Genomic DNA, 22,957 nt, shown 5'->3' with positions numbered 1-22,957 from the left:
AATTATCCTATTTACAAATTTCTATGGACTTGCTTGCACCAATTCTACTTGCGCCAGCTTCTACCATTTCTAGTGCTTCTTCTTTAGTGTGGATGCCACCAGATGCCTTTACACCAATATCTGGACCAACTGTCTTTCTCATAAGGGCGATATCGGAAGCTTTTGCTCCTCCTGTTGAAAATCCTGTTGATGTTTTTACAAAGTCTGCCCCAGCTTCTACAGCAAGTTCGCAGGCTTTTACAATTTCTTCTTCAGTTAATAGGCAAGTTTCGATTATAACTTTTAGGATTTTGTCTCCGCAAGCTTCTTTAACTGCTTTAATATCATTTAAAACATAGTCATAGTCTTTTTCTTTTAGGCGGCCAACTTCTATAACCATATCTATTTCACTTGCCCCATCTTCGATGGCACACTTTGTTTCATAGGCTTTCGCGCGTGTTGACATAGCTCCTAGAGGAAAGCCTACAACAGTTGCAATTTTTACATCTTTGTTATAATCATTGATAAATTTAACAAAAGATGAATTTACACATACACTAAAAAACTCATGTTCAACAGCCTCATCAACTAGCTTTTTGATATCTTCGCTTGTTGCTTCAGCCTTCAAATTTGTATGATCTATTAATTTATTTAATTCCATTATTTCTCCCTATAAGTAATCATAGCCAAGGTTATATCGTCCTTTTGTTCTCCCCGGCTAAAGTCTTCTATTTCATCGTATATCTTATCAATTTGCCTATGCTGGCAAAAAGCTTCTTTTAGTCTTGCCAGACCAAACTCTTTATTATCCTCATTAGTAGCTTCGATAACGCCATCAGTGAAAAAGAGAATCAGGTCTCCTTCTTTAAGCTCAGTAGTAACCTCATTATAGACATCTGGTTCTATAATATTTGAAATCATCCTGCCGCTGGCGTGCAAATATTCGCAAGCCTTTGTATCGGATTTAAAAATCATAGGCGGACAATTGTGACCAGCATTTGAAAAACAAAGGGTATTGTTGGTCAAATCAAATATTCCTAACCATGCTGTAAAATATTGAGATGAATCTATATCAAGGTCGTAAAAACGGCTTCTTAGTTTTAGCAAGGCTTGGCTAGGAGTGTAGTCAGGATACTTATCAAATATCGAACTTATAGACACCTTAACAAACATTGTAAGAATAGACGCCTTAACTCCATGGCCCATAACATCGGCAATGTAAAAAGCGTACTTGTTATCATCAAGCTTTATCACATCAAACATATCACCCGAAACATTGGAGCTTGGATTGTAATAAGCCTTGAGATCAAGTTTGCCATAAACTTTATTTTTTGGCAAAATCGAAGATTGGACTTTCCTTACAAATCTGACATCATCGAGCATATTTCTATTGGTATCAAAAAGGTCGATTTTCATATTAGTTTCGCGGGTAATATCCCTAAAAACTTCCACAATACCAGAATAATCCCCATCAATGACAATAGGAGAAGCCTTGATACTATAGTATCTGTCATTTATCAGCTTTTCTTCAATCACAGTAGTATTTCTTATGGAATCATTCTCGCTAGCTAGGTTTAAGGGTATATTTTCATCAAGATAAATTCTTAAGCTTTCAGATTTTTGCCTAGCAAGGTCTAGCGAATTATTGACGAAAACTGTCTTTGCATTTGAATCGACAACTCTCACCCAATCATCCATGGAATTTAACACTGCGAAATTCTCATTATTAACTTTATCAATCAGTGTCTTTTTCATACCCTTACCCTCATTTTTATAAAAGTATAATTTCTTATATTTAACTATATCATTTTATATGTCCTTTGGCAAATAATTTCACAAGGGATAAAGCTTGTAATTTCAAGCATTTGAGCCAATAGCTAAAAACTATAGGAAAATAAAAAGAAGCCCTAAGAAACAAAGCTTATCACTAAGCCTATTTCCTAGGACTTGCCATTATATTATCTATTTAAATTCAAATTTACTAGTATTATCAAGGCTTGCTCCATCTACATATTTCTGATCAACTCCAAAGAAATATGTCAATACGAATCCACCTATATAGCCTGCGATAAGACCAGCTAGATAACCCAGCCATCTATTTTGGTAAATAAGTGGGATTAGTGCAAGGCCTGATGGTCCAATAGCTGTTGAACCAATTGATCCTATAGCTCCTATGACAGCTCCACCTATACCACCACCAAGACATGCTGTGATGAAAGCCTTGCCCATTGGTAGTGTTAGGGCATATATAAGTGGTTCACCGATTCCTAGGAAACCTACAGGAAGTCCACCTTTGGCTATGGTTGTAATTTGTTTATTGTTTCTACATTTCACAAGTATTGCAAGTGCAGCTCCTACTTGTCCAGCACCAGCCATTGCAAGAATTGGCAATAGGTATGTTGCACCTTGTTGTTCAATCATCGCTACATGTATTGGTGTTAGGATTTGGTGAAGGCCAAGCATTACCATAGGTAGGAACAAAGCACCTAAGATAAATCCTGATACTGCACCACCGATATTTATCACTCCGTTAATAAAACCTATTAGTCCATTTGATATAAGTCCAGCAAATGGCATTATTATAAACATCGTTAGAAGTCCTACTGCAAGTAATGATAGCATAGGAACTAAAATAATGTCTAGAGAATCCGGTATTATTTTGTGGAGGGCATTTTCAATCTTTGATAATAGGAAAACTGAAATTAGTACACCTATTACTCCACCCTGTCCTGCTGCAAGAGGAGTTCCCAAGAAAATATTGCTTATAGGCATATCTGGATTCATGCCTGTAAGGTAAACCATACCTCCAACAACTCCACCAAGTCCCTCATTTGCTCCAAAGACTTTTGCTGTATTTATTCCTATAAAAATATTTAGGTAAGCGTAAAGACCATTTTTCATGACATTTAAAATCTGAATAAGGTTATTTACACCATCACCTGTTAGAGTTCCAGCTGTTGCCATATTTGACAAAACTGATGCTATACCACCGATAAGGCCAGCGCCAACAAAGGCTGGGATTAGTGGAACAAATATTGAAGCAATGGTAGCTGTGAACTTCTTAAAGCCACTTTGTTTTTGTTTTGCCTTATAGGCTTCTTTGTTTTCTCTAGTTCTTTTTTCAAGGTCAGTGCCTGCTGCTAATTCTTCTGATAACTTTGCATTTGAAATTTCTGCCATAGCCTTGGCAACTTTTTCGCTTTTGCCTGGTCCTAATACTACTTGTATTTGGTCTCCTTCAACTAGGCCCATTACGCCCTCACGAGATTTGATGGCTCCGTAGTTTACCTTGCTAGAATCTTTGACTTTTACTCTAACTCTTGTCATACAATTAATAACTTCTATGAGGTTAGCGCTACCTCCAAAGTCATCGACTAATAATTTTGCTAATGTATTATTATCCATTACAAATCCTCTCTTATAAATCCTTTATTATTTTCAAGAATTTTTATAGACTCTTCATAGTCTACATTCTTTGTAGCCATTATTATTGCAGCTTTTACATTATTGTTGGCTTGGCTTAGTATCTTTTTTGATGATTCATAATCATATCCACTAATTTCGCTTATAATTTTTGTTGCCCTATCTACCAGCTTCTCGTTAGTTGGTTTTAGATCGACCATAAGATTGTCATAAACTTTTCCAATTTTAATCATGGCAGTAGTCGTAATCATATTTAGAACCATCTTTGTTGCTGTACCAGCTTTCATACGAGTTGATCCGCTCAATACTTCTGCACCGGTTTCTACTTCTATTGGATAGTCAGAATATTCAGAAATCTTAGCATCCTTGTTGCAAGCAATAGAACCGGTCTTTGCTCCGATTTCTTTGGCATATTCTATAGCTCCAATAGAATACGGCGTTCTCCCACTAGCAGCAATACCAATTACAAAATCCTTATTAGTTAAATCTGCTTTTTGTAAATCTACTTTTGCAGCTTCTTTGGAATCTTCTGCATTTTCTATAGGGTTTCTCAGAGCGTCATCGCCCCCTGCTATAAGACCTGTTACCATATTGGGATCTACTGAAAATGTTGGAACTGTTTCAGATGCATCCAAAACTCCTAACCTACCACTTGTGCCAGCACCTAAGTAAAATAATCTACCACCTTCGGAAAATATATTGATAAGTTCATCTACCAAAGCTTCAATTTGATCCATGGCATCTTTTACTCTATCGGCTATTTTCTGATCTTCTGTATTGATAATTTCCAAAATTTCTCTAGTTGATTTTAAATCCAAATCATAACTTATAGGATTCCTATCTTCTGTCGAATTCAATAATATCACCTCCTTTTATCAAATCTAAAATACCTATATAAGACTCATCAACCCTGCCAATAAGATTTCTATCTTCACATATGCCTAGGTCTTTTCTTACAATTTCAATCTCTCCTGCATATCGTCCTGACAAATTGTTCAAAATAACAAGGTCTCCCCTCTTGATTTGCCTTGGCTGGTCTGGACTGACATCCTTTTTCTCTCTTTCATTTCTAATTATATAGTCACTTATATCATTCCTAACTTTTATTTTTGATAAATACTCATAATCATTTTCCCAAATAATAGGTAGGCATATAATTCCATCATTTATAAATTTAACTATGCAATTTTTGCTATAATGATCTACATCTTCAGCCAATATAATTTCATCTATTTTATATTTTCTTTTATGTTTTACTAAAGCTAGATAGGGGTTTATATACCTATCGTCTTCTAGTGTAGGTAAGCCTTCAAAAACTGGCCCACGAAGTTTTGTGTTTCCTTGGATAAAGCTTGCAACTCTTATTCCAAAAGAATTTATAAGTTCATTTTGACTTAGGAAATATTCTTGGGGTAGACCAGAAAAAACTAGCGGATAGTAATTATGAATTGCTATCATATTTGCCATATTTGCACCTGATCTTGCCAAGTCTTCCAAAAACTTGTAATTAACAGTAGAGGCGTTTATGGCTATTTGACTCTTCTTTGAAAGACTGGCAATCTCTCTTGGATTAAATCCAAAATCCAGTCTAATAATCAAATCCATATCTAGTAAATCTGGATGATCCTTTAGGGTTTGATTGTTGATATCTACACAAATGTCAAGATTTTTAGCTCTAGATTTTAAATTCAAAAACCTCTCATAAGTTTGATCACTTGCTGGATAGTGCAAGGATGTAAATAACAAATCAAAGCCCTTAAATTTCTCTATTTGTTTTTCAAAATCACTTTCTTTTTCAAAGTATAAAGAAAATCCTAACATTTAATTATCCTTTAGTTTGTTCGTCAGTAGTTTTGATGTTCTCATATTTTCATTAACTTTTTCTGTGTTTGCAGCAACATAGCCATAATAAAGAATATCTGTTATTATCTGTGATGATAGTCGCGAAGAAATAGCACCATATCTCATTTCTCTTTCTATTTCTGGAATAAGCAAAAGTTCATTGGAATTGTTAGCCAAAGCACTATTTTGAGTCTTGCTAATGCTTATAACTTTTGCCCCTACCTTTTTGGCATATTCTGATGCAATCAAAATTTCCTTAGTTAGTCCAGAATAACTAATGGCTATCAACAAATCGTCCTTATCTATATTGCTAACTAGGGCAAGATTGGTATGGGCATCTACTTGGTAGAAGACCTTTTTACCAGATCTTTGTAATTTGTAGGAAAAATCCTCACATATTAGTCCAGAACTTCCTACTCCAGCAAGATAGATATTACTAGCCTTGTTAATATCTGCTATAGCCCTATTTATAGCTTCAGTATTAATGAGAGCATATGTTTTTTCCACAGTAGCTAAAACATTATTCTTACTTTTTGAGATAATATTTTCTATGCTTTCATTTTTTGATATGACCTCATCCAATAGGAATTCATTTTTTTCTTCAAGCGATTTTGCAACATCGATTTTAAAATCTATATATCCCTTGTAGCCTATCTTTTTGATAAATCTTATTATAGCTGATTGACTAGTTTTGATAATCTCTGCAAGTTGTAAGGTATTATAATTTACTATTTGCTCGGGATTATCTATTATATATTCACCTATTTTTTTATCAGATGGAGTAAAATCATCCCATCTTTCTTTGATTTTTATTAAATAATCCATATTACTCCTGTAAAGAAAAGCTTTTCTTAAGTAAATTATAGCGTATTAAATAAATATTTCAAGATGTTTATTATAATATTAAATAATTATTTTATATATTCAATCACATCTAATAAAGAATCTAATTCTCTGTCGGCTGTAAAAGTTTTATGAAATGATGTATCGTGGATTATGAGATAGTCTATTCCACTTCTCTTTGCTGCCAAGTATCCATTGTGGGAATCCTCAAGTATTAGGGCACGACTTTTATCAACATTAGCTATTTCTGCGGCTTTTTCAAATATTTCTGGATTAGGTTTGCTATTTTCAAAATCTCCCCCAGATACTACAAAGTCAAAGTAGTCTTCTATATTTTCTTTTTCTATTAAGTATAGGATTTTTTCTTTGTCAGAAGATGAAGCTATACATGCTCTTATGCCATTTTCCTTTAGAAAATCCAATAGCTCAACAAGTCCCTCTTTTTTTAGAGAATCATTGTAGTTTTTTAATCCTTCTTTCCTATAAGCATTAATTTCATCACGCAAATTCTTAGCTTTATCATAGTCCCCTAAAATTTTGGCAAACTCATCTCTAACATTGTCTTCATTCATTCCGGCAATTCTATTGCGCGTTTCTATGTCAAAGTTAAAATTATATTTATCTTCAAATGCTTTCCAAGATTTGTAATAAAAAATCTCAGTATCAAACATCAACCCATCCATATCAAATATTATCAAATCATATTTCATATCAACCCTCCTTTATGTCTATTATTTACCCAATGTAAATTTTCACAATATCTCTACATATTTTTTAAAAGAGAAAAACTCACAATACTGTATAATACTGTGAGTTTTCCCCTAAATATATTATTTACTATTTTGTTGGATCCTATAGAATTAGTATCCTAGTATACTTTCATATTCCTTTAGAACAAGTTTTGCTTGTTCCTGTAAATCTACAGATTCTTTGAGCAAACTTTCAAGTTGGCCTCTTACATCTTTTACTGTGTTCGGTGTATATTTTAGTAAAATTCTTATAGCCTGAGCATAGATTTCATTCTCATTTAGGGCAAGTTTTAGTTTGTAGTAAGAATCTTCTAAATCTAATCTGTGATAGAAACCTTCACTAACGTACTTATAACCTTTTGCTACGTATATTAAATCACTTGATGAATCTTCTGACTCGTACTTGCTGTGAGGAGGTTTTGCTGGATTGATTGGATTTTCACTTTCATTTTCTTTTGTTGGTTTTTGCTTGCGAGAAGTATTTAAAGCTACCGCCTCATTGTATATATCGTAAATCTCAGCATTAGTCTTTGCCTTATCCATTCTTTCTTTGAATGATTCTTTTTCTGCATTGCTTAGTTTAGACAAGGTCAAAAGATTATTTAGGAACATTTCTTTGTAATCTTTATTTACAGACGAGTCTTCAGGCTTCTTGTCTCGTGAGTTATTTAAATCAATAGCTTGGTTATAGATATCATAGATTTCACCATTGGTTTTTGCTTTTTCTATTCTCTCTTTGAATGCTTCCTTTTCCTCATCTGTTAATTTTGATAGGCTTAGAAGGTTTTCTAAGAACATATCCTTGTAATCCTCATCTATTGTTGGTGTCTCTGGATCTTGAGGATTTTCTGGTTCTTGAGGGTTTTCTGAGGCTTTTTTAGCTTCTTCTAATATACCAGTTATAGCGCCTTTTGTTGGTGCCTTGTCTATTTGCTCTTTGAATGATTCTTTTTCTTTTTCTGTTAGTTTGTCTCCGTAATCATCTATTTCTTTTTTTGCATTTTCTTTATCTTTTGCAAAGTTTTCTTCTCTTTCTTTCTTTTCTCTGTCGTATTCTGCATCTTGGTTTGCTGAGTATGCTTTGTTATATGCTTTGTTTACTTCAGCTTCACTTGTTGCATTTGCTATTTCTTCTTTTGCTGCTGCTTTTTCTGCTTCTGTTAGGTCGGATAGACCATCTATTTTGTCGCTATATTTCTTTTTATAGTCTTCAAATTCCTTAGCTTTGTCTGCTTCTGTTGAACCATTGCCTGGATTTTCTTCACCTGGTGTTGGTGAATTTTCTAAAGCTTTTATTTGTTCTTGAATGGCTGCAATTTTTTTATCCAATTCAAGCATTTGTGCATCACATTCTTCTATTACCTTTCTGTCTTTCTGATCCCATATTTCATATTGTTTTAATTTTTCCTCAGGTAATTCGGATACCTTTCTATTATCTTCTCTCCAATTAATAGCATTTTTAGATTGAGCTTTTTTTCTATCTATCTCATTTTTTTCATTTTTTAGTTGTGTAATTTGAGCTTTAAGCTCTTCTATTGTTGGTTGACTTTCTGAAGCATAGGCAACATTTATATTGCTATTAGCTAGGTATGCTCCACTAAAAACTAAACCTGCTGATAATGCTACAGCTAATACTTTATTATTTTTCATATTGTTCTCCTATTATAAAATTTAATATATTAATTCATTATTACTGTATGCCGATAATATAAGTTTACAACGGAAATATGTAAGGTTTGTGTTAAGTTTTTGTAATGATTTTGAAATTTTTATATTTTGAATAAGTTTCATTAAAAGTTTGTTAGTATTAATTTTTATTATTAAACAATGATTATAATAATTATTTACTTGCATTGCTGTAAATCATAATACATCTTCTCAGTGTCAAATATAAGTCCATCCATATCAAAAATTATAAATTCATAGTTCATATTATCTCCTCATAATAACTTTACGCTAAAATCGGCAAAATCAAAACTACCAGATTAGCTGGTAGTTTGCACAGCGCCTATAAGGCGCGAATACCGGCACGCCCCTTTTGGGGCTGTCGAATATTCCATCACATGCGCCACTATCTCAACTACTACTTAAGCAGTTTTTTATTTGTTTTTATTCGACTTTCTCTCCCGTAAACGGGTCATAGTATTCCTTTATACTTATTTGGTCTGCGTAATAGTCTTCTTTTAATTGATTTTGTATTTATTCTTTTATTTTCTTTTCATTTCTACCCACTGTATCCACATAGTATCCTCTACACCAAAAGTGTCTGTTTCCATATTTATATTTTAAGTTGGCGTGTCTACCGAATATTATCAATGAACTTGTTCCTTTTAAATATCCCATGATTTATGATATTGAATATTTTGGTTGTATTTCTACAAGCATATGGACATGATCAGGACATAGCTCTGCTTCTATTATTTTTATTCCTTTTCTTGAACATAGTTCTCAAAGTATGCTTCCTATATCTTTACTTAGTTGCCTATATATAACTTGTCTTCTATATTTTAGCACAAATACTATATGATATCTGCATCTTAAGCTTGTATGTGATAAAGTATTTTTATCCATGAGTGCCCCCTTATTTTATTGTGCATGTGATTATCACAATTATACTTTAAGGAGGCTTTCTTGGTGCTTGAAGCTAAAGCTAAATGCCTCCACCTGCATAGCAGGTGGTTTATTGTTTCGCTCTCTTTCGTTCGCTCAACTCACTTAAGTGGACAATAAAAAAGCACCTTTGTTTTACAAAGATGCTAGCTCTCTACTTTAAAATTGGCATTTTAGATTTGACATATTTTGACGCACAATTTCTTGGCATATAAGGCCGAGTTTGCGGTCTTATATGTAACAGAGATTTAATATTTTATTTTCAATAGATTATTAAACTAACTCTAAAATAGCCATTTCAGAGCCGTCACCTCTTCTTGGTCCTAGTTTAAGTACTCTTGTGTATCCACCATTTCTTTCGGCATATTCTGGTGCGATTTCATCAAATAGTTTTTGTACTGTTGATGGTTTATATATATAGCTTGCAGCTTGACGTCTGGTGTGAAGAGTGTTTGTTTTACCAAGTGTGATCATTTTTTCAGCTACTTTTTGTGTTTCTTTTGCACGTGTAACTGTTGTTTCAATTCTACCATTATCAAATAATGATGTAACTTGGTTTCTTAGCATTGCGTTTCTGTGGTCACTTCTTCTGCCAAGTTTTCTTTTGTTTGCCATTCTTACCTCCTATTCATCTTTTAGTGTAAGGCCCAGATCATGAACCTTATTTTTTACTTCTTCTAAAGACTTTTTACCAAAGTTTTTGATAGTTTTTAGTTCTGCTTCAGTTTTATCAACTATGTCACCTACTGTATCAAAGCCTGCTCTTTTGAGGCAGTTAAATGAACGTAAGGATAGGTCTAATTCTTCTATAGTTTTATCTAGGTTGCTATCACTTACTTCTTCTTCGGTGATTTCTTCTTCTACTTCTTCACTTTGGTCTTCTTCTACGAAAGAAGCGTTTGGTAATTCTTTAAAGTAGTTAAAGTCATCTATTAGGATACCTGCTCCTTCTGCAAGGGCTTCTTGTGGAGTTATTGTTCCATTGGTCCAAACTTCGATTATAAGTTTGTCATAGTCTGTGATTTCTCCAACTCTGGTATTTTCTACATAATAGTTTACTTTTTCTACTGGTGTAAATGAAGAGTCGATTGCTATTGTTCCAATTGGATCTGATTCAGATTTGTTAAATTCTGATACTCTATATCCCTTACCGTTTGTAACTTCTAGTGAAATGAATAGTCTGGCTTTGTCATTTACTGTAGCTATATAATGGTCTGGGTTTGCGATTTCAATTGAAGCATCTTTGCTGATATCTTTAGCTGTTACAATCTTTGGTCCTTCGATTTCTAAAAATAATGTTACATCTTCATCAGAATGTTTTTTTACATCAAGACCCTTGATATTTAATATTATTTCAGGAACGTCTTCTACTACTCCATCGATAACTGAAAATTCATGAAGTACGCCTTCTATGAGTATTTTAGAGACGCTAGAACCAGGTAAGGATGATAATAACACCCTTCTCATACTGTTTCCAATGGTTGTACCATAGCCTCGTTCAAGTGGATATAAAGCAAATTTGCCGTAGTTATCTTCTTCGTTTATATCCAGAATTTCTATTTTTGTATCTAATTTTTCGATCATGGTATCTCCTTGAGTCTCAACTATTTTTATTTATTATTTAGAGTAGAACTCTACGATCATACGTTCTTCAACTGGAATATCAATATCTTCTCTTTCTGGGAATCTATTGATTGTAACTTTTAAGTTTTCTAAGTCTGAAGTCATCCAATCAACTACACCAAATGTAGCGTTTACTTCTTTGATTGTTTTAAATAAAGTATTGCTTCTAGATTTTTCACGAACTTCTATTACATCGCCTACTTCTACTAAGTATGATGGGATGTCTACTTGTTTGCCATTTACTAGTAAGTGGCCGTGTGTTACGATTTGTCTTGCTTCACGTCTTGTTCTTGCAAGTCCTGATCTAAATGCTATATTATCTAATCTTCTTTCGCAAAGGATTATAAGTTGTTCACCTGTTTGTCCTTTGATTTTTGTAGCTTTATCGTAATATCCTCTAAATTGTTTTTCAGATACACCATAGATAAATTTAGCTTTTTGTTTTTCTCTTTGTTGCATACCGTAATCAGAAAGTTTACCACGTCTTTGTGGTAATTGTCTTTTTGACTCGCCTGTATAACCTAAGTATGCTGGAGAAATTCCTAAAGCTCTTGCTCTTTTATATACTGGATCTTTTGATACTGCCATTATTTCTCCTTATTAAACTCTTCTTCTTTTTGGTGGTCTACATCCATTGTGTGGGATTGGAGTTACGTCTTTGATCATTGTAACTTCAAGGCCAGCTGCTTGTAAGCTTCTGATTGCTGATTCACGTCCAGAACCTGGTCCTTTAACGTACACTTCAACAGTTTTTAATCCTTGATCCATTGCTTTTTTTGCAGCTACTTCTGCAGCTTCTTGTGCAGCAAATGGTGTAGATTTTCTACTTCCTCTAAATCCTAATTGTCCAGCTGAAGCCCAAGATAATGCATTACCTTGCATATCTGTTAGTGTTACCATTGTGTTGTTAAATGTTGAGTTAATGTGAGCTTGGCCACGTTCAACGTGTTTTTTAACTCTTCTTTTACGAGATGTTTTTGCTTTAGTTGCCATTTATTCTCCTTAACCCTTTCTGTTTTTTCTTGTTCTAGCGTTGTTTTTTGTATTTTGTCCTCTTACTGGAAGACCTGCTTTGTGTCTTAATCCTCTGTATGAACCAACTTCACGAAGTGCTCTTATGTTCATTGATGTTTCACGACGAAGGTCACCTTCGATTGTGTAGTGGTTTAGTTGTTCACGGATTTTACCTAATTCTTCTTCAGTAAGATCTTTCATTTTAGTATCAGGGTTGATTCCTGTGTTTTTTAGTATTTCGTTTGCAGTTGCACGTCCTATACCATAGATATAGGTAAGGCCAATTTCTGCTCTTTTTTCTCTTGGTAAGTCTATACCAGCTAATCTAGGCATTAAACCCTCCTAACCTTGTCTTTGTTTGTGTTTTGGATTTTCGCAAATTACCATAACTTTTCCGTTTCTTTTGATAATTTTGCATTTATCACACATTTTTTTAACTGATGCTCTAACTTTCATGTTATGCTCCTATCTGTTAACTATTTACGGCGCCAAGTAATGCGTCCTTGGCTTAAGTCGTATGGAGATAGTTCTACTGTTACTGTATCTCCTTCTAGTATTCTTATGCTGTTCATGCGGAGTTTGCCTGATATGTGGGCTTGTATTTCGTGTCCATTGTCTAGTTCTACTTTAAATATTGCATTTGGTAGAGCTTCTGTGACAACTCCTGTAACTTCTATAGCATCTTTTTTTGACATATATAGAACCTCCTTTAATTCTTCAACATGTCTTAAAAAATTTTACTTTTGCCTTAACTTAATAAGACATATCTTAGAAACTAATTAAAGATTCTAATGTAACTTTTGTTTTTACCATAAGTTAGTTAATTTCCTCTAACTTATCTTCGAATTCTTTGTATACAAGATCTGGTTTTTTGGTGCCATCAATACTCTTTAATATACCTTTATTTGTGTAATATTCAATGAGTACAGAGGTTTGTTTGTTGTATACTTTGATTCTATTTTCAACAGTTTCAATTGTATCATCTGCTCTTTGGATTAACTTAGTTCCACATTTGTCGCAAACATCTTCTATCTTTGGTGGATTGTTTGTGATATGGTATGTTGCTCCACATTGTGGGCATGTTCTTCTGCCTGTTAATCTTTGGATCAAGATTTCATCGTCTACATCAAAGTAGATTACCATATCTATCTTTTGATTTCTTTCTTCCATTCCTTCATCTAGCGCTTTTGCTTGACTGATGGTTCTTGGAAATCCATCAAATAGTATTATTGAGTCTTTGTGATCTTCGCCAAGGGTATCGAACTTGTCCCACAATAAATCTATTGTTAGTTCATCTGGGACCAATTCTCCCTTGTCCATGTAAGCTTTTGCTTTTAAACCAAGTTCAGTTTCATTTGAAATATTATATCTAAATATGTCTCCAGTTGATATTTGAACTGCTTGTTTGTTTTCAATGATTTTGCTTGAAAGTGTACCTTTACCAGCTCCTGGAGGCCCTAACAAAATTATATTCATCTTTTACCTATTTAAAAACCCTTTATATTGCTTCATAGTCATCATTGCTTCAAGTTGTTTGATAGTTTCGATTATTACACCTACTACGATTATTACTGATGATCCACCAAATGATATTGATAGTCCTAGTAATTTTGAAGCTATAGCTGGAATTATTGTTAGTAGGGCTAGTGCAATTGAACCAATGAATGTGATTCTTGTTGCAACTTTTCCTAAGTAGTCACTGGTTGGTTTACCAGGTCTAATTCCAGGTACGAAACCACCGTTTTGTTGAAGTTGTTTTGCATATTCTACAGTGTTAAATTGAATTTGATTGTAGAAGTAAGCAAATATTAATATTAGTGCAGATTGGATTACTAAGTATAGTATGAATCCAACTGTTGTATTTTGGAAGAAATTTGTTATTCCAGATTGACCACCATTTCCAAAGAATAAGGAAACAGTTGATGGTATTGCTAGTACTGCTGATGCAAATACTATTGGCATTACTCCGCCCATGTTTACTTTTACTGGGATGTGAGTAGATTGGCCACCATACATCTTACGTCCAACAACTCTTTTGGCGTATTGGACTGGAATCTTTCTTTCACCTTCTGATATTAATACTACGCTCATTACTATTAAGATTACTAGAATAACCATGATTACTATTGGTAAGTATCCTACTAGTCCATAGTGAACTTGGTCTTTCCAACGAGCGATAGTTTTTGGAAATGAAGCTATAATACCCATAAAGATTATTAAACTTGTACCATTTCCAAGTCCTTTTTCGGTAATTGTTTCACCCATCCATGTTACAAACATTGTGCCACCGATTAGGACAACATTCATAACAATCTTTTGAAATGTTGTTGCATTTGATAAGGCAGATCCATATAGACCATTTGTTACTGCTATCGCTTGGAATATGGCCAAAACAATAGTCATATATCTGGTGTATTTTTGGATTTGCTTACGGCCTTGTTCTCCCTCACGTGTCAATTCTTCTAGTCTTGGTATTACAACTGTTAATAGCTGCATTACTATAGATGAAGTGATGTAAGGTTGTACACCTAGGGCAAAGATTGATAGGGTTGATAGGCCCCCACCTGTTAGCATGTTAAGATAATCAACTAATGTTCCTTCTACATTTGAATATGCATCACGAAGGGCTTGTGGATCTATAAATGGTATTGGAATATTGTTTCCAAGTCTATAGATTACAAGCATTAGGATTGTAAACCAAAACTTTTTCTTAATTTCTGGCTCTTTAGATGCTTTTTTTATTGTTTCTAGCATTGCTCACCTCGCAGATTATTCACTAACTTTATCGTTCTTAGATGGTTTTACCCATTTTTTAACTTCTATTTCTTCGAATGATCCGCCTGCTTGCTCAATTTTTTCTTTTGCACTTGCTGTAAACTTGTGAGCCTTAACGTTTAGTTTAACATTTAGCTCACCATCGCCAAGGATTTTAACTCCGTCTTTAGCTTTGTTCTTGTTTAATATTTTGTTTTCGAATAATAATTCTGGTGTTACGTCAGTACCATCTTCAAAGATGTTTAAGCTTTCAACATTGATGACTTCATATTGTTTTTTGTTGATGTTCCTAAATCCTCTTTTTGGAAGACGTCTGTATAGTGGCATTTGTCCACCTTCAAAACCTGGTCTTGTTCCTCCACCAGATCTTGAGTTTTGTCCATCTTGTCCACGTCCTGCGCGTGTACCATTACCTGAACCTGGACCTCTACCTTTTCTCTTTTTCTTTTTTAGTGGTTGGTTAGGTTGTAATTCATGTAATTTCATCTTACACTCCTAGTTTAATTCTTTTACTTCAAGCATAAATGGAATTTTGTTAATCATTCCTCTTACTGCTGGATTATCTTCTCTTACAACGCTTTGGCCGATCTTTCTTAGACCTAGAGCTTTAGCTGTTGCAATTTGATCATCTTTTCTGCCGATAAAAGATTTTTTAAGTTTGATTTCTAATTGTGCCATAGTCTTCTCCTTAATAATCGAATTCTTCTACCGGAATACCACGAAGTTTAGCTACATCTTCAACAGTCTTCATCTTAGCAAAAGCGTCTAGACAAGCATTGATGATGTTTCTTGGGTTGTTTGATCCTAAGTTTTTAGCACGGATATCTTTGTAACCAGCAAGTTCGCATATAGCACGTACTGGACCACCTGCGATAACTCCAGTACCTTCTTTAGCTGGCATTAGTAATACATGTCCTGCGCCTTTTACTCCTTCGATTCTGTGAGGAGTTGTTGTTCCTACTAGTGGAACTCTGATCATGTGTTTTTTAGCATCTTCGCTTGCTTTTCTGATTGCTTCTGGTACTTCAGTAGCCTTACCTGTTCCTACTCCAACTACTCCGTTAGAGTCTCCAACAACTACTAATGCAGCAAATCTCATGTTACGTCCACCTTTTACAGTTTTAGCAACTCTGTTGATTGATACTACTCTATCTTCGAGGTTTAGTTTTTCTACTTCACTTCTTAATAAATAATTCATCTAATAGCTCCTTAAAACTTAAGACCAGCACTACGAGCGCCTTCAGCTAAAGCTTTAACTTTACCGTGGTATAGGTTACCATTTCTGTCAAAGGCTACTTCGCTAATTCCTGCTTCAATAGCTTTTTTACCAATAGCTTCGCCTACTTTTGTTGCAGCTTCGATGTTAGATTTACTTTCTAATCCGCCTGCTACATCTTCTTGTAAAGTATTAGCACTTACTAGTGTAACGCCGTTTACATCGTCAATTATTTGTGCATAGATGTTGGCATTTGATTTGTATACTGATAGTCTTGGTCTTTCAGGAGTTCCGCTGATTTTTGCTCTAACTCTTTTTTTACGAGTTAAAAGTCTTTGTCTTTTATTATCTTTAGCCATTTATTATCTCCTACTTACCTGTCTTACCAACTTTACGTCTTACATGCTCGTTTTCATATCTGATACCCTTGCCTTTGTATGGTTCAGGTTTTCTCCATTTTCTGATGTTTGCAGCATGTGAGCCTACTAATTGTTTATCTACACCTTTTACAACAATTGTTCTATCGTTTGGTACTTCTACTTCGATTCCTTCTGGATCAGCCATTGTTACTTGGTGAGAGAAACCTAGGTTCATTACAAGGTTGTTGCCTTGTTTTGCTGCCCTGTATCCTGTACCTTCGATTTGTAAAGTCTTGCTATAACCTTCAGTAACACCTGTTACCATGTTAGCAATTAGTGATCTAAATAAACCGTGGTCTATGTTTTGTTGTTTTGTATATTCTTCTGGAATATTTACAAGTATTTGATTGTCACTTTCAACAACTTCGATTGTTGTTGGGAATTTTTGAGCTAGTTTTCCTTTTGGTCCTTCAACTCTAATTTCTTGACCATCAATATCAACTGTTACTCCAGATGGTATATCGATTGGTTGTTTACCTATTCTTGACATATATTTCTCCTTACCATACGTAACAAATAACTTCGCCGCCTACATTTTCATGTCTAGCTGCTTTGTCAGTTAAAAGTCCTTTTGATGTTGAAATAATTGCTGTTCCAAGACCGTTTAATACCTTTGGTACTTCGTTTGCTTTTACATAAACACGAAGACCTGGTTTACTGATTCTTCTAAGTCCTGAGATTACTTTTTCACCGTTTTCTGTATATTTTAAATCTATTGTAAGAATTCCTTGTTTATTGTCTTCTTCTACGTTAAATCCGTTTATGAAGCCTTCATCAAGAAGAATTTGTGCAATAGCTTTCTTTTCATTAGAAGATGGTAAGCTAACTTCTTTATGATTAGCTTTGACTGCATTTCTAATTCTTGTTAGCATATCCGCAATTGGATCTGTCATCATAATATTTATCCTCCCTAATTACCAGCTTGATTTTCTTACTCCAGGAATCTTGCCTTCGTTTGCTAGTTCTCTAAAACAAATACGGCAAATTCCATATTTTCTTAAATAACCATGTGGTCTACCACAAATTTTACATCTATTATATTCTTGAGTTGAAAATTTATGTGGTTTTTTTTGTTTAGCTATCATTGACTTTTTAGCCATTTAGCGCTCCTTTATTTTGTAAATGGCATTCCCATTAGTTCTAAGAATGCTTTAGCTTCTTCATCTGTTTTAGCTGTAGTAACAATTGTAATATCCATACCGTGGATGAAATCAACATCATCGTATTTGATTTCTGGGAATATCAATTGTTCTTTGATTCCTAGTGAATAGTTTCCACGACCATCAAATGAGTTTGGATTGATACCTCTAAAGTCACGTACACGTGGTAGTGAGATTGAGATTAGTTTGTCTAGGAAATCATACATTTTTTCACGTCTTAGTGTTACTTTTGCTCCTATAGCTTGACCTTCTCTAAGTTTGAAGTTAGCTACTGATTTTTTAGCGTGAGCTTCAATTGGTTGTTGACCAGTAATTAAAGCAAGTTCGTTTTTAACAGAATTTAGTAGGTTTTGGTTGTCTTTTGCTTCACCAACACCAACGTTAACTACTATTTTTTCTATTTTTGGAACTTCCATTACATTTTTGTAGTCAAATTTTTCAATTAATGCTTTTACTACTTCATTTTCGTATTTTTCTTTTAATCTGTTTGCCATAATATCTCCTAACTAGTCAAATTTCTCGTTTGTTTTATGGTTTACTCTGATTTTTTTACCATCTTCAAACACTTTGCTAGTTCTAACACCTTTTTTAAGTTCTTCTGAATAAAGTAGAACTTTTGAAGCATCAATTGGGCATTCTTTTTCGATTCTTCCACTTTCGCCACCAAGTTGAGTTGCTCTTTGGTGTTTGATTCTAATGTTAGCACCTTCGACTATTACTTTATTTTCTTTTGGGAAAGCTTTAAGTATTTCTCCAACATGACCCTTATCTTGGCCTGATATTATTTGAACTTTATCGCCTTTTTTAACGTGCATTTGTGCCTCCTATAAAACTTCTGGAGCAAGGGAGATGATTCTCATAAATCCCTCTCTTCTTAGTTCTCTGGTAACTGGTCCAAATATACGTGTTCCTACTGGTGATTTGTCGTCTTTGATGATTACTGCTGCATTTTCGTCAAAGTTAATTTTTGATCCGTCAATTCTTTTTAGACCTCTTTTGCTTCTAACTATTACAGCTTTAACAATGTCACCTTTTTTTACCGCTCCGCCGGGTGTTGCACTTTTAACTGAACAAACTACAACATCTCCAATGTTTGCGTATCTTATACCTGTTCCACCTAGAACTTTAATTACTGATAATTCACGAGCTCCGGAGTTATCTGCAACTCTCATACGAGTTTCTTGTTGTATCATTATAATCTCCTTAATTAATTAAATAATTTCAGCAGCTTGTGCAATTCTAACAAGTCTCCATCTTTTTGTCTTTGATAGAGGACGAGTCTCCATAATTACGACTGTATCGCCTACTTTAGCTTCATTATTTTCATCATGAGCTTTGTATTTTTTACTTCTGTTGATTCTTTTTTTGTAAACTGGGTGTGAGATTTTTTCCTCTACTAAAACTGTAATTGTTTTATCCATCGCATCGGAAACTACAACACCACGCTCTACTCTTCTGCTATTTCTTTCCATGAAATTTAAGCCTCCCTATTTATATTAAGCTTTCTTTCAGTTTGAATTGTTTTAACTCTTGCGATGTCTTTTTTGACATTTCCAATTTCTGATGGATTTTCTAATTGGCCAGTTGCAAGTCTGAAACGAAGATTAAAAAGCTCACCTTGTAAATCATATAATTTTTTATCTAAATCTTGGTCTGATAAACTTCTGATTTCTTTTGCTTTCATTATTATTCCTCCGTACCTGTCACTTCAAGTCTCTTGATGAATTTTGTCTTAACAGGAAGTTTTTGTGCAGCAAGCCTCATAGCTTCTCTAGCAACCTCTTCGCTTACACCACTCATCTCAAATAGTACACGGCCTGGTTTTATAACTGCTACCCAATATTCTGGAGCACCTTTACCAGAACCCATTCTTACTTCTGCAGGTTTCTTAGAAACTGGTTTATCTGGGAATACATTGATCCAGATTTGACCGCCTCTTTTTATATATCTTGTCATCGCACGACGAGCAGCCTCGATTTGGTTAGCTGTCATCCAAGTAGCTTCTAGTGATTGTAAGCCGTATTCACCGTAAGCTAGTTGGTTTCCTTTTTGAGCTTTACCTTTCATTCTGCCTCTATGTTGTCTACGATATTTAACTCTTTTAGGCATTAACATAAGTTATCTCTCCTTATATAAATACTATCTGTTAGTATTTTCCTTGTTGTTTCTATTAGGACGTCTGTTATTATTTCTTCTTTTTTTGTTTCTGTTATTTGGTTGATTTTTCATCTTTGGTTCACGAACAGCTTTTTCTCCTGGTAGGATTTCGCCTTTGTAAATCCAAACTTTACAACCAATTTTACCATATTCTGTATCTGCTTCTGCAAATCCATAATCAATGTCAGCTCTTAGTGTTTGAAGTGGAATTGTTCCTTCTGAATATCCTTCACTTCTTGCCATATCAGCTCCACCAAGACGTCCTGATACCATAGTTTTGATACCCTTAGCTCCCGCTCTCATTGTTCTTTGGATTGGTTGTTTCATAGCACGTCTAAATGCAACCCTGTTTTCAAGAGCAGATGCTATATTTTCTGCAACTAATTGAGCATTTAGGTCTTGATATCTGATTTCTTCTACGTTGATGATTGTTCTTTTAGCTGGAGCAACTTTTTCGATTTTTTTCTTTAGTTCTTCGATTCCTGCTCCACCTTTACCTATAACCATTCCTGGTTTTCCAGCAAAGATTGTGATTTTAAGGTTATTTACAGCTCTTTCGATTTCAATATCTGCAATACCTGCATCATACATTTCTTTTTTGATTAATTTTCTGATGTTATAGTCTTCCACTAGTAGGTCTGAGAAGTCTTCTTTGTCCGCAAACCATTTTGAATCCCAGTCTTTAATAACACCAACTCTAAATCCCTTAGGGTTTACTTTTTGGCCCATTTTTTCCTCCTAGTCTTCTATATTAGTAAGAACCACACCAATGTGGCTGTTTCTCTTAAGTATTGGATAAGCTGCACCTTTAGCTTTTGGATGCCATCTTCTAAATGTTGGAGCATCGTTAGCAAATGCTTTTGATACTATTAGGTTTTCTCTATCTAAACCATTGTTGTTTTCTGCATTTGCAATAGCACTTTTTAGTACATCTTCAAGTAGTCTAGCACCTTTTTTGTTTGTAAATCTTAGAATGTTTAGTGCTTCATCTACTTGCTTACCTCTGATTTCTTTACAAATATAGTTAACTTTTAGAGGAGATATTCTTTGATATTTAGCTGTTGCTTTAACTTCCATTTCTATCTCCTAACGCATTTTCGCTTTTGCTTCAGTAGCTTTTTTAGCATGGCCTCTAAATGTTCTTGTTGGTACGAATTCACCTAATTTGTGTCCTACCATATCTTCTGTGATATAGATTGGCACGTGTTTTCTACCATCGTGAACTGCTATTGTGTGTTCTACAAATTCAGGGAATATTGTAGAACGTCTTGACCATGTTCTAATAACTTTTTTCTCATTTTTTTCATTTAATTCGTCAATTTTCTTCATTAAATGATCATCGACAAATGGTCCTTTTTTTAGTGATCTAGCCATTATATCCCCCTATTTTTCGTCTCTTCTTCTTACGATATATTGATTAGAAGCTTTTTTCTTATTACGTGTTTTAACACCGATAGCTTTTTGGCCCCATGGTGTCATTGGTGCTGGACGACCAACTGGTGTTCTACCTTCACCACCACCGTGTGGGTGATCTACTGGGTTCATAGCAGAACCACGAACGTGAGGTCTTCTTCCTAGGTATCTAGATTTACCAGCTTTACCAAGTCTTACTAATTCGTGTTCTTGGTTACCTACTGTACCAATTGTTGCCTTGCAGTTTAGATGTATTAGTCTTGTTTCACCTGAAGGTAATCTTAGTGTTGCAAATTTACCTTCTTTAGCCATAAGTTGTGCTCCAACTCCGGCAGACCTTACAAGGATTCCGCCTTGACCTTGGCGTAATTCGATGTTGTGTACTGTTGTACCAACTGGGATATCTTTAAGTTCAAGTGCATTACCTGGTTTGATATCAGCTTCTGGTCCTGAAAGTATTTCATCTCCAACTTTAAGTCCTCTTGGAGCTAGGATATATCTTTTTTCACCATCAGCATAAGCAAGTAGTGCAATGTTAGCTGATCTGTTTGGATCGTATTCAATTGTCTTTACTCTTGCTGGGATGCCGTCTTTATTTCTCTTAAAGTCAATAATTCTATATTTTCTTTTTACTCCACCACCTCTAAATCTTACTGTGGTTCTACCTGTATTGTTTCTACCACCTTTTGATTTAAGGTCAGTTAGAAGTGATTTTTCTGGTTTGTTTGTTGTAATTTCTTCGAATGTAGAAACAGACATATTTCTATGACCGTTTGAGGTTGGTTTTAATTTTCTTATAGGCATTTAAATCCTCCTTATAAACCTTCGAAGTATTCGATTTCTTGGCTATCATCTGTTAGTGTTACGATAGCTTTCTTCCAGTCTGCTCTTTTACCATAACCATATTTTGTTCTAACTTTTTTGCCTTCATAGTTCATGGTTCTAACTTTTTTGACTTTTACACCGTCAAATATAGCTTCGATAGCAGCTTTAATTTCTGGTTTGTTAGCATTTTTATCTACTTCAAAAGTGTATTTGTTTTCATCAAGCATTCCCATGCTTTTTTCTGTTATAATTGGTCTTTTGATTACTTCATAAGGTGATTTCATTAGATAAATACCTCCTCAAGTTTAGCAATAGCATCTTTTGTTATTACTAACTTGTTATGTCTTACAAGGTCATATACATTTACTAAGTTTGCAGGAGCTACATCTACGCCTTCGATATTTCTAAATGATCTATAAACTACATTGTCATTTTCAGCTGTAACAACATATGCTTTCTTACCAGCATCTATTGCACTTAAGATGTTTGCTGCTTCTTTAGTTTTAAATGTATCCATCTTTAATTCATCAAGTACTACTAGTTCATTTTCGTTAGCTTTGCTTGTTAGTACTGAATAAAGTGCTTTACGTCTAAGTTTCTTTGGAACGCTGTAGCTATAATCTCTTGGCTTTGGAGCGAATACAACACCACCACCTGTGTAGTGTGGAGCTCTTATAGAACCTTGACGAGCTCTACCTGTTCCTTTTTGTCTAAATGGTTTACGTCCACCACCACGTACTTCAGCACGTGTCTTAGCAGATTGTGTACCTTGTCTTTTATTTGCTAGTTGGTTTTTTACAACTTCGTAAACAGCTTGCTTGCTGATATTAGTTGCAAATAGAGTTTCATTTAACTCGATTTCGCCAACATTTTCTCCTTTAATGTTTAAAACGTTAACTTTAGGCATTA

At 34.4% G+C, this 22,957-nt stretch carries 36 protein-coding genes and 1 pseudogene; all 37 read right to left on the bottom strand.

Annotated features, from left to right (window positions below; all coding sequences use genetic code 11):
* Positions 1-7: 7 nt before the first annotated feature.
* Positions 8-640, bottom strand: a complete 633-nt coding sequence (gene deoC, locus BN38_RS02445) for a deoxyribose-phosphate aldolase (RefSeq protein ID WP_044565332.1) — start codon at positions 638-640, stop codon at positions 8-10.
* Positions 640-1,734: a PP2C family protein-serine/threonine phosphatase gene (locus BN38_RS02440; protein ID WP_044565331.1), complete on the bottom strand. Its 1,095-nt coding sequence runs from the start codon at positions 1,732-1,734 to the stop codon at positions 640-642. The genes deoC and BN38_RS02440 overlap by 1 nt, the downstream gene beginning before the upstream one ends.
* Before the next feature lie 207 nt (positions 1,735-1,941).
* Positions 1,942-3,384: a PTS transporter subunit EIIC gene (locus BN38_RS02435; RefSeq protein ID WP_044565330.1), complete on the bottom strand. Its 1,443-nt coding sequence runs from the start codon at positions 3,382-3,384 to the stop codon at positions 1,942-1,944.
* The gene (gene murQ, locus BN38_RS02430) at positions 3,384-4,268 is read right to left on the bottom strand and encodes an N-acetylmuramic acid 6-phosphate etherase (protein ID WP_230197710.1); all 885 of its coding nucleotides are present in this window, start codon (positions 4,266-4,268) and stop codon (positions 3,384-3,386) included. The genes BN38_RS02435 and murQ overlap by 1 nt, the downstream gene beginning before the upstream one ends.
* A complete protein-coding gene (locus BN38_RS02425; RefSeq protein ID WP_044565328.1) occupies positions 4,240-5,223 on the bottom strand; it encodes a MupG family TIM beta-alpha barrel fold protein in 984 nt (327 codons plus the stop codon). The genes murQ and BN38_RS02425 overlap by 29 nt, the downstream gene beginning before the upstream one ends.
* Positions 5,224-6,069, bottom strand: a complete 846-nt coding sequence (locus tag BN38_RS02420; protein ID WP_044565327.1) for a MurR/RpiR family transcriptional regulator — start codon at positions 6,067-6,069, stop codon at positions 5,224-5,226.
* Between the two features lie 86 nt (positions 6,070-6,155).
* A complete protein-coding gene (locus BN38_RS02415) occupies positions 6,156-6,797 on the bottom strand; it encodes an HAD family hydrolase (RefSeq protein WP_044565326.1) in 642 nt (213 codons plus the stop codon).
* Positions 6,798-6,947: 150 nt separating this feature from the next.
* On the bottom strand, positions 6,948-8,486 hold the full coding sequence (locus BN38_RS02410) for a GA module-containing protein (protein WP_044565325.1): 1,539 nt from the start codon (positions 8,484-8,486) through the stop codon (positions 6,948-6,950).
* Between the two features lie 459 nt (positions 8,487-8,945).
* Positions 8,946-9,407 (bottom strand): annotated as a pseudogene (tnpA, locus tag BN38_RS02405) (IS200/IS605 family transposase).
* A 312-nt stretch (positions 9,408-9,719) separates the two neighbouring features.
* Positions 9,720-10,061, bottom strand: a complete 342-nt coding sequence (rplQ, locus tag BN38_RS02400; protein ID WP_044565324.1) for a 50S ribosomal protein L17 — start codon at positions 10,059-10,061, stop codon at positions 9,720-9,722.
* Between the two features lie 9 nt (positions 10,062-10,070).
* Entirely contained in the window at positions 10,071-11,030 is a 960-nt protein-coding gene (locus BN38_RS02395) for a DNA-directed RNA polymerase subunit alpha (protein WP_044565323.1), read from the bottom strand.
* Between the two features lie 33 nt (positions 11,031-11,063).
* Positions 11,064-11,657 (bottom strand): 30S ribosomal protein S4, encoded by a 594-nt coding sequence (gene rpsD / locus BN38_RS02390; protein WP_044565322.1) that lies wholly within the window; start codon positions 11,655-11,657, stop codon positions 11,064-11,066.
* 12 nt (positions 11,658-11,669) lie between these two features.
* A complete protein-coding gene (gene rpsK / locus BN38_RS02385) occupies positions 11,670-12,062 on the bottom strand; it encodes a 30S ribosomal protein S11 (protein WP_044565321.1) in 393 nt (130 codons plus the stop codon).
* A 9-nt stretch (positions 12,063-12,071) separates the two neighbouring features.
* Positions 12,072-12,416 (bottom strand): 30S ribosomal protein S13, encoded by a 345-nt coding sequence (rpsM, locus tag BN38_RS02380; protein WP_044565319.1) that lies wholly within the window; start codon positions 12,414-12,416, stop codon positions 12,072-12,074.
* 9 nt (positions 12,417-12,425) lie between these two features.
* Positions 12,426-12,539 carry a 50S ribosomal protein L36 gene (rpmJ, locus tag BN38_RS02375; protein WP_004818043.1) on the bottom strand — a complete coding sequence of 38 codons (114 nt, stop codon included), beginning with the start codon at positions 12,537-12,539 and terminating at the stop codon, positions 12,426-12,428.
* Positions 12,540-12,559: 20 nt separating this feature from the next.
* Positions 12,560-12,778 carry a translation initiation factor IF-1 gene (gene infA / locus BN38_RS02370; RefSeq protein ID WP_044565316.1) on the bottom strand — a complete coding sequence of 73 codons (219 nt, stop codon included), beginning with the start codon at positions 12,776-12,778 and terminating at the stop codon, positions 12,560-12,562.
* Positions 12,779-12,899: 121 nt separating this feature from the next.
* Positions 12,900-13,559 carry an adenylate kinase gene (locus BN38_RS02365; RefSeq protein WP_044565314.1) on the bottom strand — a complete coding sequence of 220 codons (660 nt, stop codon included), beginning with the start codon at positions 13,557-13,559 and terminating at the stop codon, positions 12,900-12,902.
* A 3-nt stretch (positions 13,560-13,562) separates the two neighbouring features.
* Complete coding sequence (gene secY / locus BN38_RS02360) at positions 13,563-14,837, bottom strand: preprotein translocase subunit SecY (protein WP_044565313.1); 1,275 nt, start codon at positions 14,835-14,837, stop codon at positions 13,563-13,565.
* 15 nt (positions 14,838-14,852) lie between these two features.
* Positions 14,853-15,344: a 50S ribosomal protein L15 gene (gene rplO / locus BN38_RS02355; protein WP_044565312.1), complete on the bottom strand. Its 492-nt coding sequence runs from the start codon at positions 15,342-15,344 to the stop codon at positions 14,853-14,855.
* Positions 15,345-15,353: 9 nt separating this feature from the next.
* Entirely contained in the window at positions 15,354-15,536 is a 183-nt protein-coding gene (gene rpmD / locus BN38_RS02350) for a 50S ribosomal protein L30 (protein ID WP_044565311.1), read from the bottom strand.
* Positions 15,537-15,546: 10 nt separating this feature from the next.
* Entirely contained in the window at positions 15,547-16,056 is a 510-nt protein-coding gene (rpsE, locus tag BN38_RS02345) for a 30S ribosomal protein S5 (RefSeq protein ID WP_044565310.1), read from the bottom strand.
* Between the two features lie 11 nt (positions 16,057-16,067).
* Positions 16,068-16,433, bottom strand: coding sequence for a 50S ribosomal protein L18 (rplR, locus tag BN38_RS02340; protein ID WP_044565308.1), 366 nt, complete (start codon positions 16,431-16,433; stop codon positions 16,068-16,070).
* Positions 16,434-16,443: 10 nt separating this feature from the next.
* The gene (rplF, locus tag BN38_RS02335; protein ID WP_044565307.1) at positions 16,444-16,983 is read right to left on the bottom strand and encodes a 50S ribosomal protein L6; all 540 of its coding nucleotides are present in this window, start codon (positions 16,981-16,983) and stop codon (positions 16,444-16,446) included.
* 10 nt (positions 16,984-16,993) lie between these two features.
* The gene (gene rpsH / locus BN38_RS02330; RefSeq protein WP_044565306.1) at positions 16,994-17,389 is read right to left on the bottom strand and encodes a 30S ribosomal protein S8; all 396 of its coding nucleotides are present in this window, start codon (positions 17,387-17,389) and stop codon (positions 16,994-16,996) included.
* Between the two features lie 18 nt (positions 17,390-17,407).
* Positions 17,408-17,593, bottom strand: coding sequence for a type Z 30S ribosomal protein S14 (locus BN38_RS02325; protein ID WP_044565305.1), 186 nt, complete (start codon positions 17,591-17,593; stop codon positions 17,408-17,410).
* An 11-nt stretch (positions 17,594-17,604) separates the two neighbouring features.
* Positions 17,605-18,147, bottom strand: coding sequence for a 50S ribosomal protein L5 (rplE, locus tag BN38_RS02320; RefSeq protein WP_044565304.1), 543 nt, complete (start codon positions 18,145-18,147; stop codon positions 17,605-17,607).
* Between the two features lie 12 nt (positions 18,148-18,159).
* Positions 18,160-18,468 (bottom strand): 50S ribosomal protein L24, encoded by a 309-nt coding sequence (gene rplX / locus BN38_RS02315; RefSeq protein ID WP_044565303.1) that lies wholly within the window; start codon positions 18,466-18,468, stop codon positions 18,160-18,162.
* Between the two features lie 9 nt (positions 18,469-18,477).
* Positions 18,478-18,846: a 50S ribosomal protein L14 gene (gene rplN, locus BN38_RS02310; protein WP_044565301.1), complete on the bottom strand. Its 369-nt coding sequence runs from the start codon at positions 18,844-18,846 to the stop codon at positions 18,478-18,480.
* A gap of 18 nt (positions 18,847-18,864) precedes the next feature.
* Positions 18,865-19,125, bottom strand: a complete 261-nt coding sequence (gene rpsQ / locus BN38_RS02305) for a 30S ribosomal protein S17 (RefSeq protein ID WP_044565300.1) — start codon at positions 19,123-19,125, stop codon at positions 18,865-18,867.
* Positions 19,126-19,130: 5 nt separating this feature from the next.
* Positions 19,131-19,337, bottom strand: coding sequence for a 50S ribosomal protein L29 (gene rpmC, locus BN38_RS02300; RefSeq protein ID WP_044565298.1), 207 nt, complete (start codon positions 19,335-19,337; stop codon positions 19,131-19,133).
* A gap of 2 nt (positions 19,338-19,339) precedes the next feature.
* Positions 19,340-19,768 carry a 50S ribosomal protein L16 gene (gene rplP, locus BN38_RS02295; RefSeq protein ID WP_044565297.1) on the bottom strand — a complete coding sequence of 143 codons (429 nt, stop codon included), beginning with the start codon at positions 19,766-19,768 and terminating at the stop codon, positions 19,340-19,342.
* Between the two features lie 24 nt (positions 19,769-19,792).
* Positions 19,793-20,539: a 30S ribosomal protein S3 gene (rpsC, locus tag BN38_RS02290; protein WP_044565296.1), complete on the bottom strand. Its 747-nt coding sequence runs from the start codon at positions 20,537-20,539 to the stop codon at positions 19,793-19,795.
* 9 nt (positions 20,540-20,548) lie between these two features.
* Entirely contained in the window at positions 20,549-20,887 is a 339-nt protein-coding gene (gene rplV / locus BN38_RS02285; RefSeq protein WP_044565295.1) for a 50S ribosomal protein L22, read from the bottom strand.
* 9 nt (positions 20,888-20,896) lie between these two features.
* The gene (gene rpsS, locus BN38_RS02280) at positions 20,897-21,184 is read right to left on the bottom strand and encodes a 30S ribosomal protein S19 (RefSeq protein WP_044565294.1); all 288 of its coding nucleotides are present in this window, start codon (positions 21,182-21,184) and stop codon (positions 20,897-20,899) included.
* A 9-nt stretch (positions 21,185-21,193) separates the two neighbouring features.
* The gene (rplB, locus tag BN38_RS02275; RefSeq protein WP_044565293.1) at positions 21,194-22,027 is read right to left on the bottom strand and encodes a 50S ribosomal protein L2; all 834 of its coding nucleotides are present in this window, start codon (positions 22,025-22,027) and stop codon (positions 21,194-21,196) included.
* Positions 22,028-22,038: 11 nt separating this feature from the next.
* On the bottom strand, positions 22,039-22,332 hold the full coding sequence (gene rplW / locus BN38_RS02270; RefSeq protein ID WP_044565292.1) for a 50S ribosomal protein L23: 294 nt from the start codon (positions 22,330-22,332) through the stop codon (positions 22,039-22,041).
* Positions 22,332-22,955 (bottom strand): 50S ribosomal protein L4, encoded by a 624-nt coding sequence (rplD, locus tag BN38_RS02265; RefSeq protein ID WP_044565291.1) that lies wholly within the window; start codon positions 22,953-22,955, stop codon positions 22,332-22,334. Before rplD ends, rplW begins: the two co-directional genes overlap by 1 nt.
* Between the last annotated feature and the right edge of the window lie 2 nt (positions 22,956-22,957).

This window comes from Anaerococcus provencensis (assembly GCF_000312365.2).
Taxonomy (GTDB): Bacteria; Bacillota; Clostridia; order Tissierellales; family Peptoniphilaceae; genus Anaerococcus; species Anaerococcus provencensis.
Note: the sequence above shows the minus strand (reverse complement) of the source record. Positions and strands in the feature narration are given on the sequence as shown.

Bases quoted from the DNA above. Each gene is read 5' to 3' on its own strand.
- rpsC (WP_044565296.1), bottom strand. From the start codon at position 20,539: ATGGGCCAAAAAGTAAACCCTAAGGGATTTAGAGTTGGTGTTATTAAA.
- rplD (WP_044565291.1), bottom strand. From the start codon at position 22,955: ATGCCTAAAGTTAACGTTTTAAACATTAAAGGAGAAAATGTTGGCGAA.
- rpmJ (WP_004818043.1), bottom strand. From the start codon at position 12,539: ATGAAAGTTAGAGCATCAGTTAAAAAAATGTGTGATAAATGCAAAATT.
- rpsQ (WP_044565300.1), bottom strand. From the start codon at position 19,125: ATGGAAAGAAATAGCAGAAGAGTAGAGCGTGGTGTTGTAGTTTCCGAT.
- rpsK (WP_044565321.1), bottom strand. From the start codon at position 12,062: ATGGCAACTAAAGCAAAAACATCTCGTAAAAGAAGAGTTAAAAAACAC.
- rplP (WP_044565297.1), bottom strand. From the start codon at position 19,768: ATGTTAATGCCTAAAAGAGTTAAATATCGTAGACAACATAGAGGCAGA.
- BN38_RS02410 (WP_044565325.1), bottom strand. From the start codon at position 8,486: ATGAAAAATAATAAAGTATTAGCTGTAGCATTATCAGCAGGTTTAGTT.
- BN38_RS02425 (WP_044565328.1), bottom strand. From the start codon at position 5,223: ATGTTAGGATTTTCTTTATACTTTGAAAAAGAAAGTGATTTTGAAAAA.
- rplR (WP_044565308.1), bottom strand. From the start codon at position 16,433: ATGGCTAAAGATAATAAAAGACAAAGACTTTTAACTCGTAAAAAAAGA.
- deoC (WP_044565332.1), bottom strand. From the start codon at position 640: ATGGAATTAAATAAATTAATAGATCATACAAATTTGAAGGCTGAAGCA.
- rplX (WP_044565303.1), bottom strand. From the start codon at position 18,468: ATGCACGTTAAAAAAGGCGATAAAGTTCAAATAATATCAGGCCAAGAT.
- rplW (WP_044565292.1), bottom strand. From the start codon at position 22,332: ATGAAATCACCTTATGAAGTAATCAAAAGACCAATTATAACAGAAAAA.
- BN38_RS02365 (WP_044565314.1), bottom strand. From the start codon at position 13,559: ATGAATATAATTTTGTTAGGGCCTCCAGGAGCTGGTAAAGGTACACTT.
- rplQ (WP_044565324.1), bottom strand. From the start codon at position 10,061: ATGGCAAACAAAAGAAAACTTGGCAGAAGAAGTGACCACAGAAACGCA.
- rpmD (WP_044565311.1), bottom strand. From the start codon at position 15,536: ATGGCACAATTAGAAATCAAACTTAAAAAATCTTTTATCGGCAGAAAA.
- rplV (WP_044565295.1), bottom strand. From the start codon at position 20,887: ATGGAAGTTAAAGCAACAGCTAAATATCAAAGAATATCTCCTCTAAAA.
- rplO (WP_044565312.1), bottom strand. From the start codon at position 15,344: ATGAAATTACATGAATTACAACCTAACCAACCACTAAAAAAGAAAAAG.
- rpsH (WP_044565306.1), bottom strand. From the start codon at position 17,389: ATGATGACAGATCCAATTGCGGATATGCTAACAAGAATTAGAAATGCA.
- rpsM (WP_044565319.1), bottom strand. From the start codon at position 12,416: ATGCCTAGATTAGCTGGTATAGACTTACCAAGAGAAAAAAGAGCAGAA.
- rplF (WP_044565307.1), bottom strand. From the start codon at position 16,983: ATGTCAAGAATAGGTAAACAACCAATCGATATACCATCTGGAGTAACA.
- rpsE (WP_044565310.1), bottom strand. From the start codon at position 16,056: ATGAATTATTTATTAAGAAGTGAAGTAGAAAAACTAAACCTCGAAGAT.
- infA (WP_044565316.1), bottom strand. From the start codon at position 12,778: ATGTCAAAAAAAGATGCTATAGAAGTTACAGGAGTTGTCACAGAAGCT.
- rplE (WP_044565304.1), bottom strand. From the start codon at position 18,147: ATGGCAAACAGATTAAAAGAAAAATACGAAAATGAAGTAGTAAAAGCA.
- secY (WP_044565313.1), bottom strand. From the start codon at position 14,837: ATGCTAGAAACAATAAAAAAAGCATCTAAAGAGCCAGAAATTAAGAAA.
- BN38_RS02435 (WP_044565330.1), bottom strand. From the start codon at position 3,384: ATGGATAATAATACATTAGCAAAATTATTAGTCGATGACTTTGGAGGT.
- BN38_RS02420 (WP_044565327.1), bottom strand. From the start codon at position 6,069: ATGGATTATTTAATAAAAATCAAAGAAAGATGGGATGATTTTACTCCA.
- BN38_RS02415 (WP_044565326.1), bottom strand. From the start codon at position 6,797: ATGAAATATGATTTGATAATATTTGATATGGATGGGTTGATGTTTGAT.
- BN38_RS02440 (WP_044565331.1), bottom strand. From the start codon at position 1,734: ATGAAAAAGACACTGATTGATAAAGTTAATAATGAGAATTTCGCAGTG.
- BN38_RS02325 (WP_044565305.1), bottom strand. From the start codon at position 17,593: ATGGCTAAAAAGTCAATGATAGCTAAACAAAAAAAACCACATAAATTT.
- rpsD (WP_044565322.1), bottom strand. From the start codon at position 11,657: ATGGCAGTATCAAAAGATCCAGTATATAAAAGAGCAAGAGCTTTAGGA.
- rpsS (WP_044565294.1), bottom strand. From the start codon at position 21,184: ATGGCTAGATCACTAAAAAAAGGACCATTTGTCGATGATCATTTAATG.
- BN38_RS02395 (WP_044565323.1), bottom strand. From the start codon at position 11,030: ATGATCGAAAAATTAGATACAAAAATAGAAATTCTGGATATAAACGAA.
- rplN (WP_044565301.1), bottom strand. From the start codon at position 18,846: ATGATACAACAAGAAACTCGTATGAGAGTTGCAGATAACTCCGGAGCT.
- rplB (WP_044565293.1), bottom strand. From the start codon at position 22,027: ATGCCTATAAGAAAATTAAAACCAACCTCAAACGGTCATAGAAATATG.
- rpmC (WP_044565298.1), bottom strand. From the start codon at position 19,337: ATGAAAGCAAAAGAAATCAGAAGTTTATCAGACCAAGATTTAGATAAA.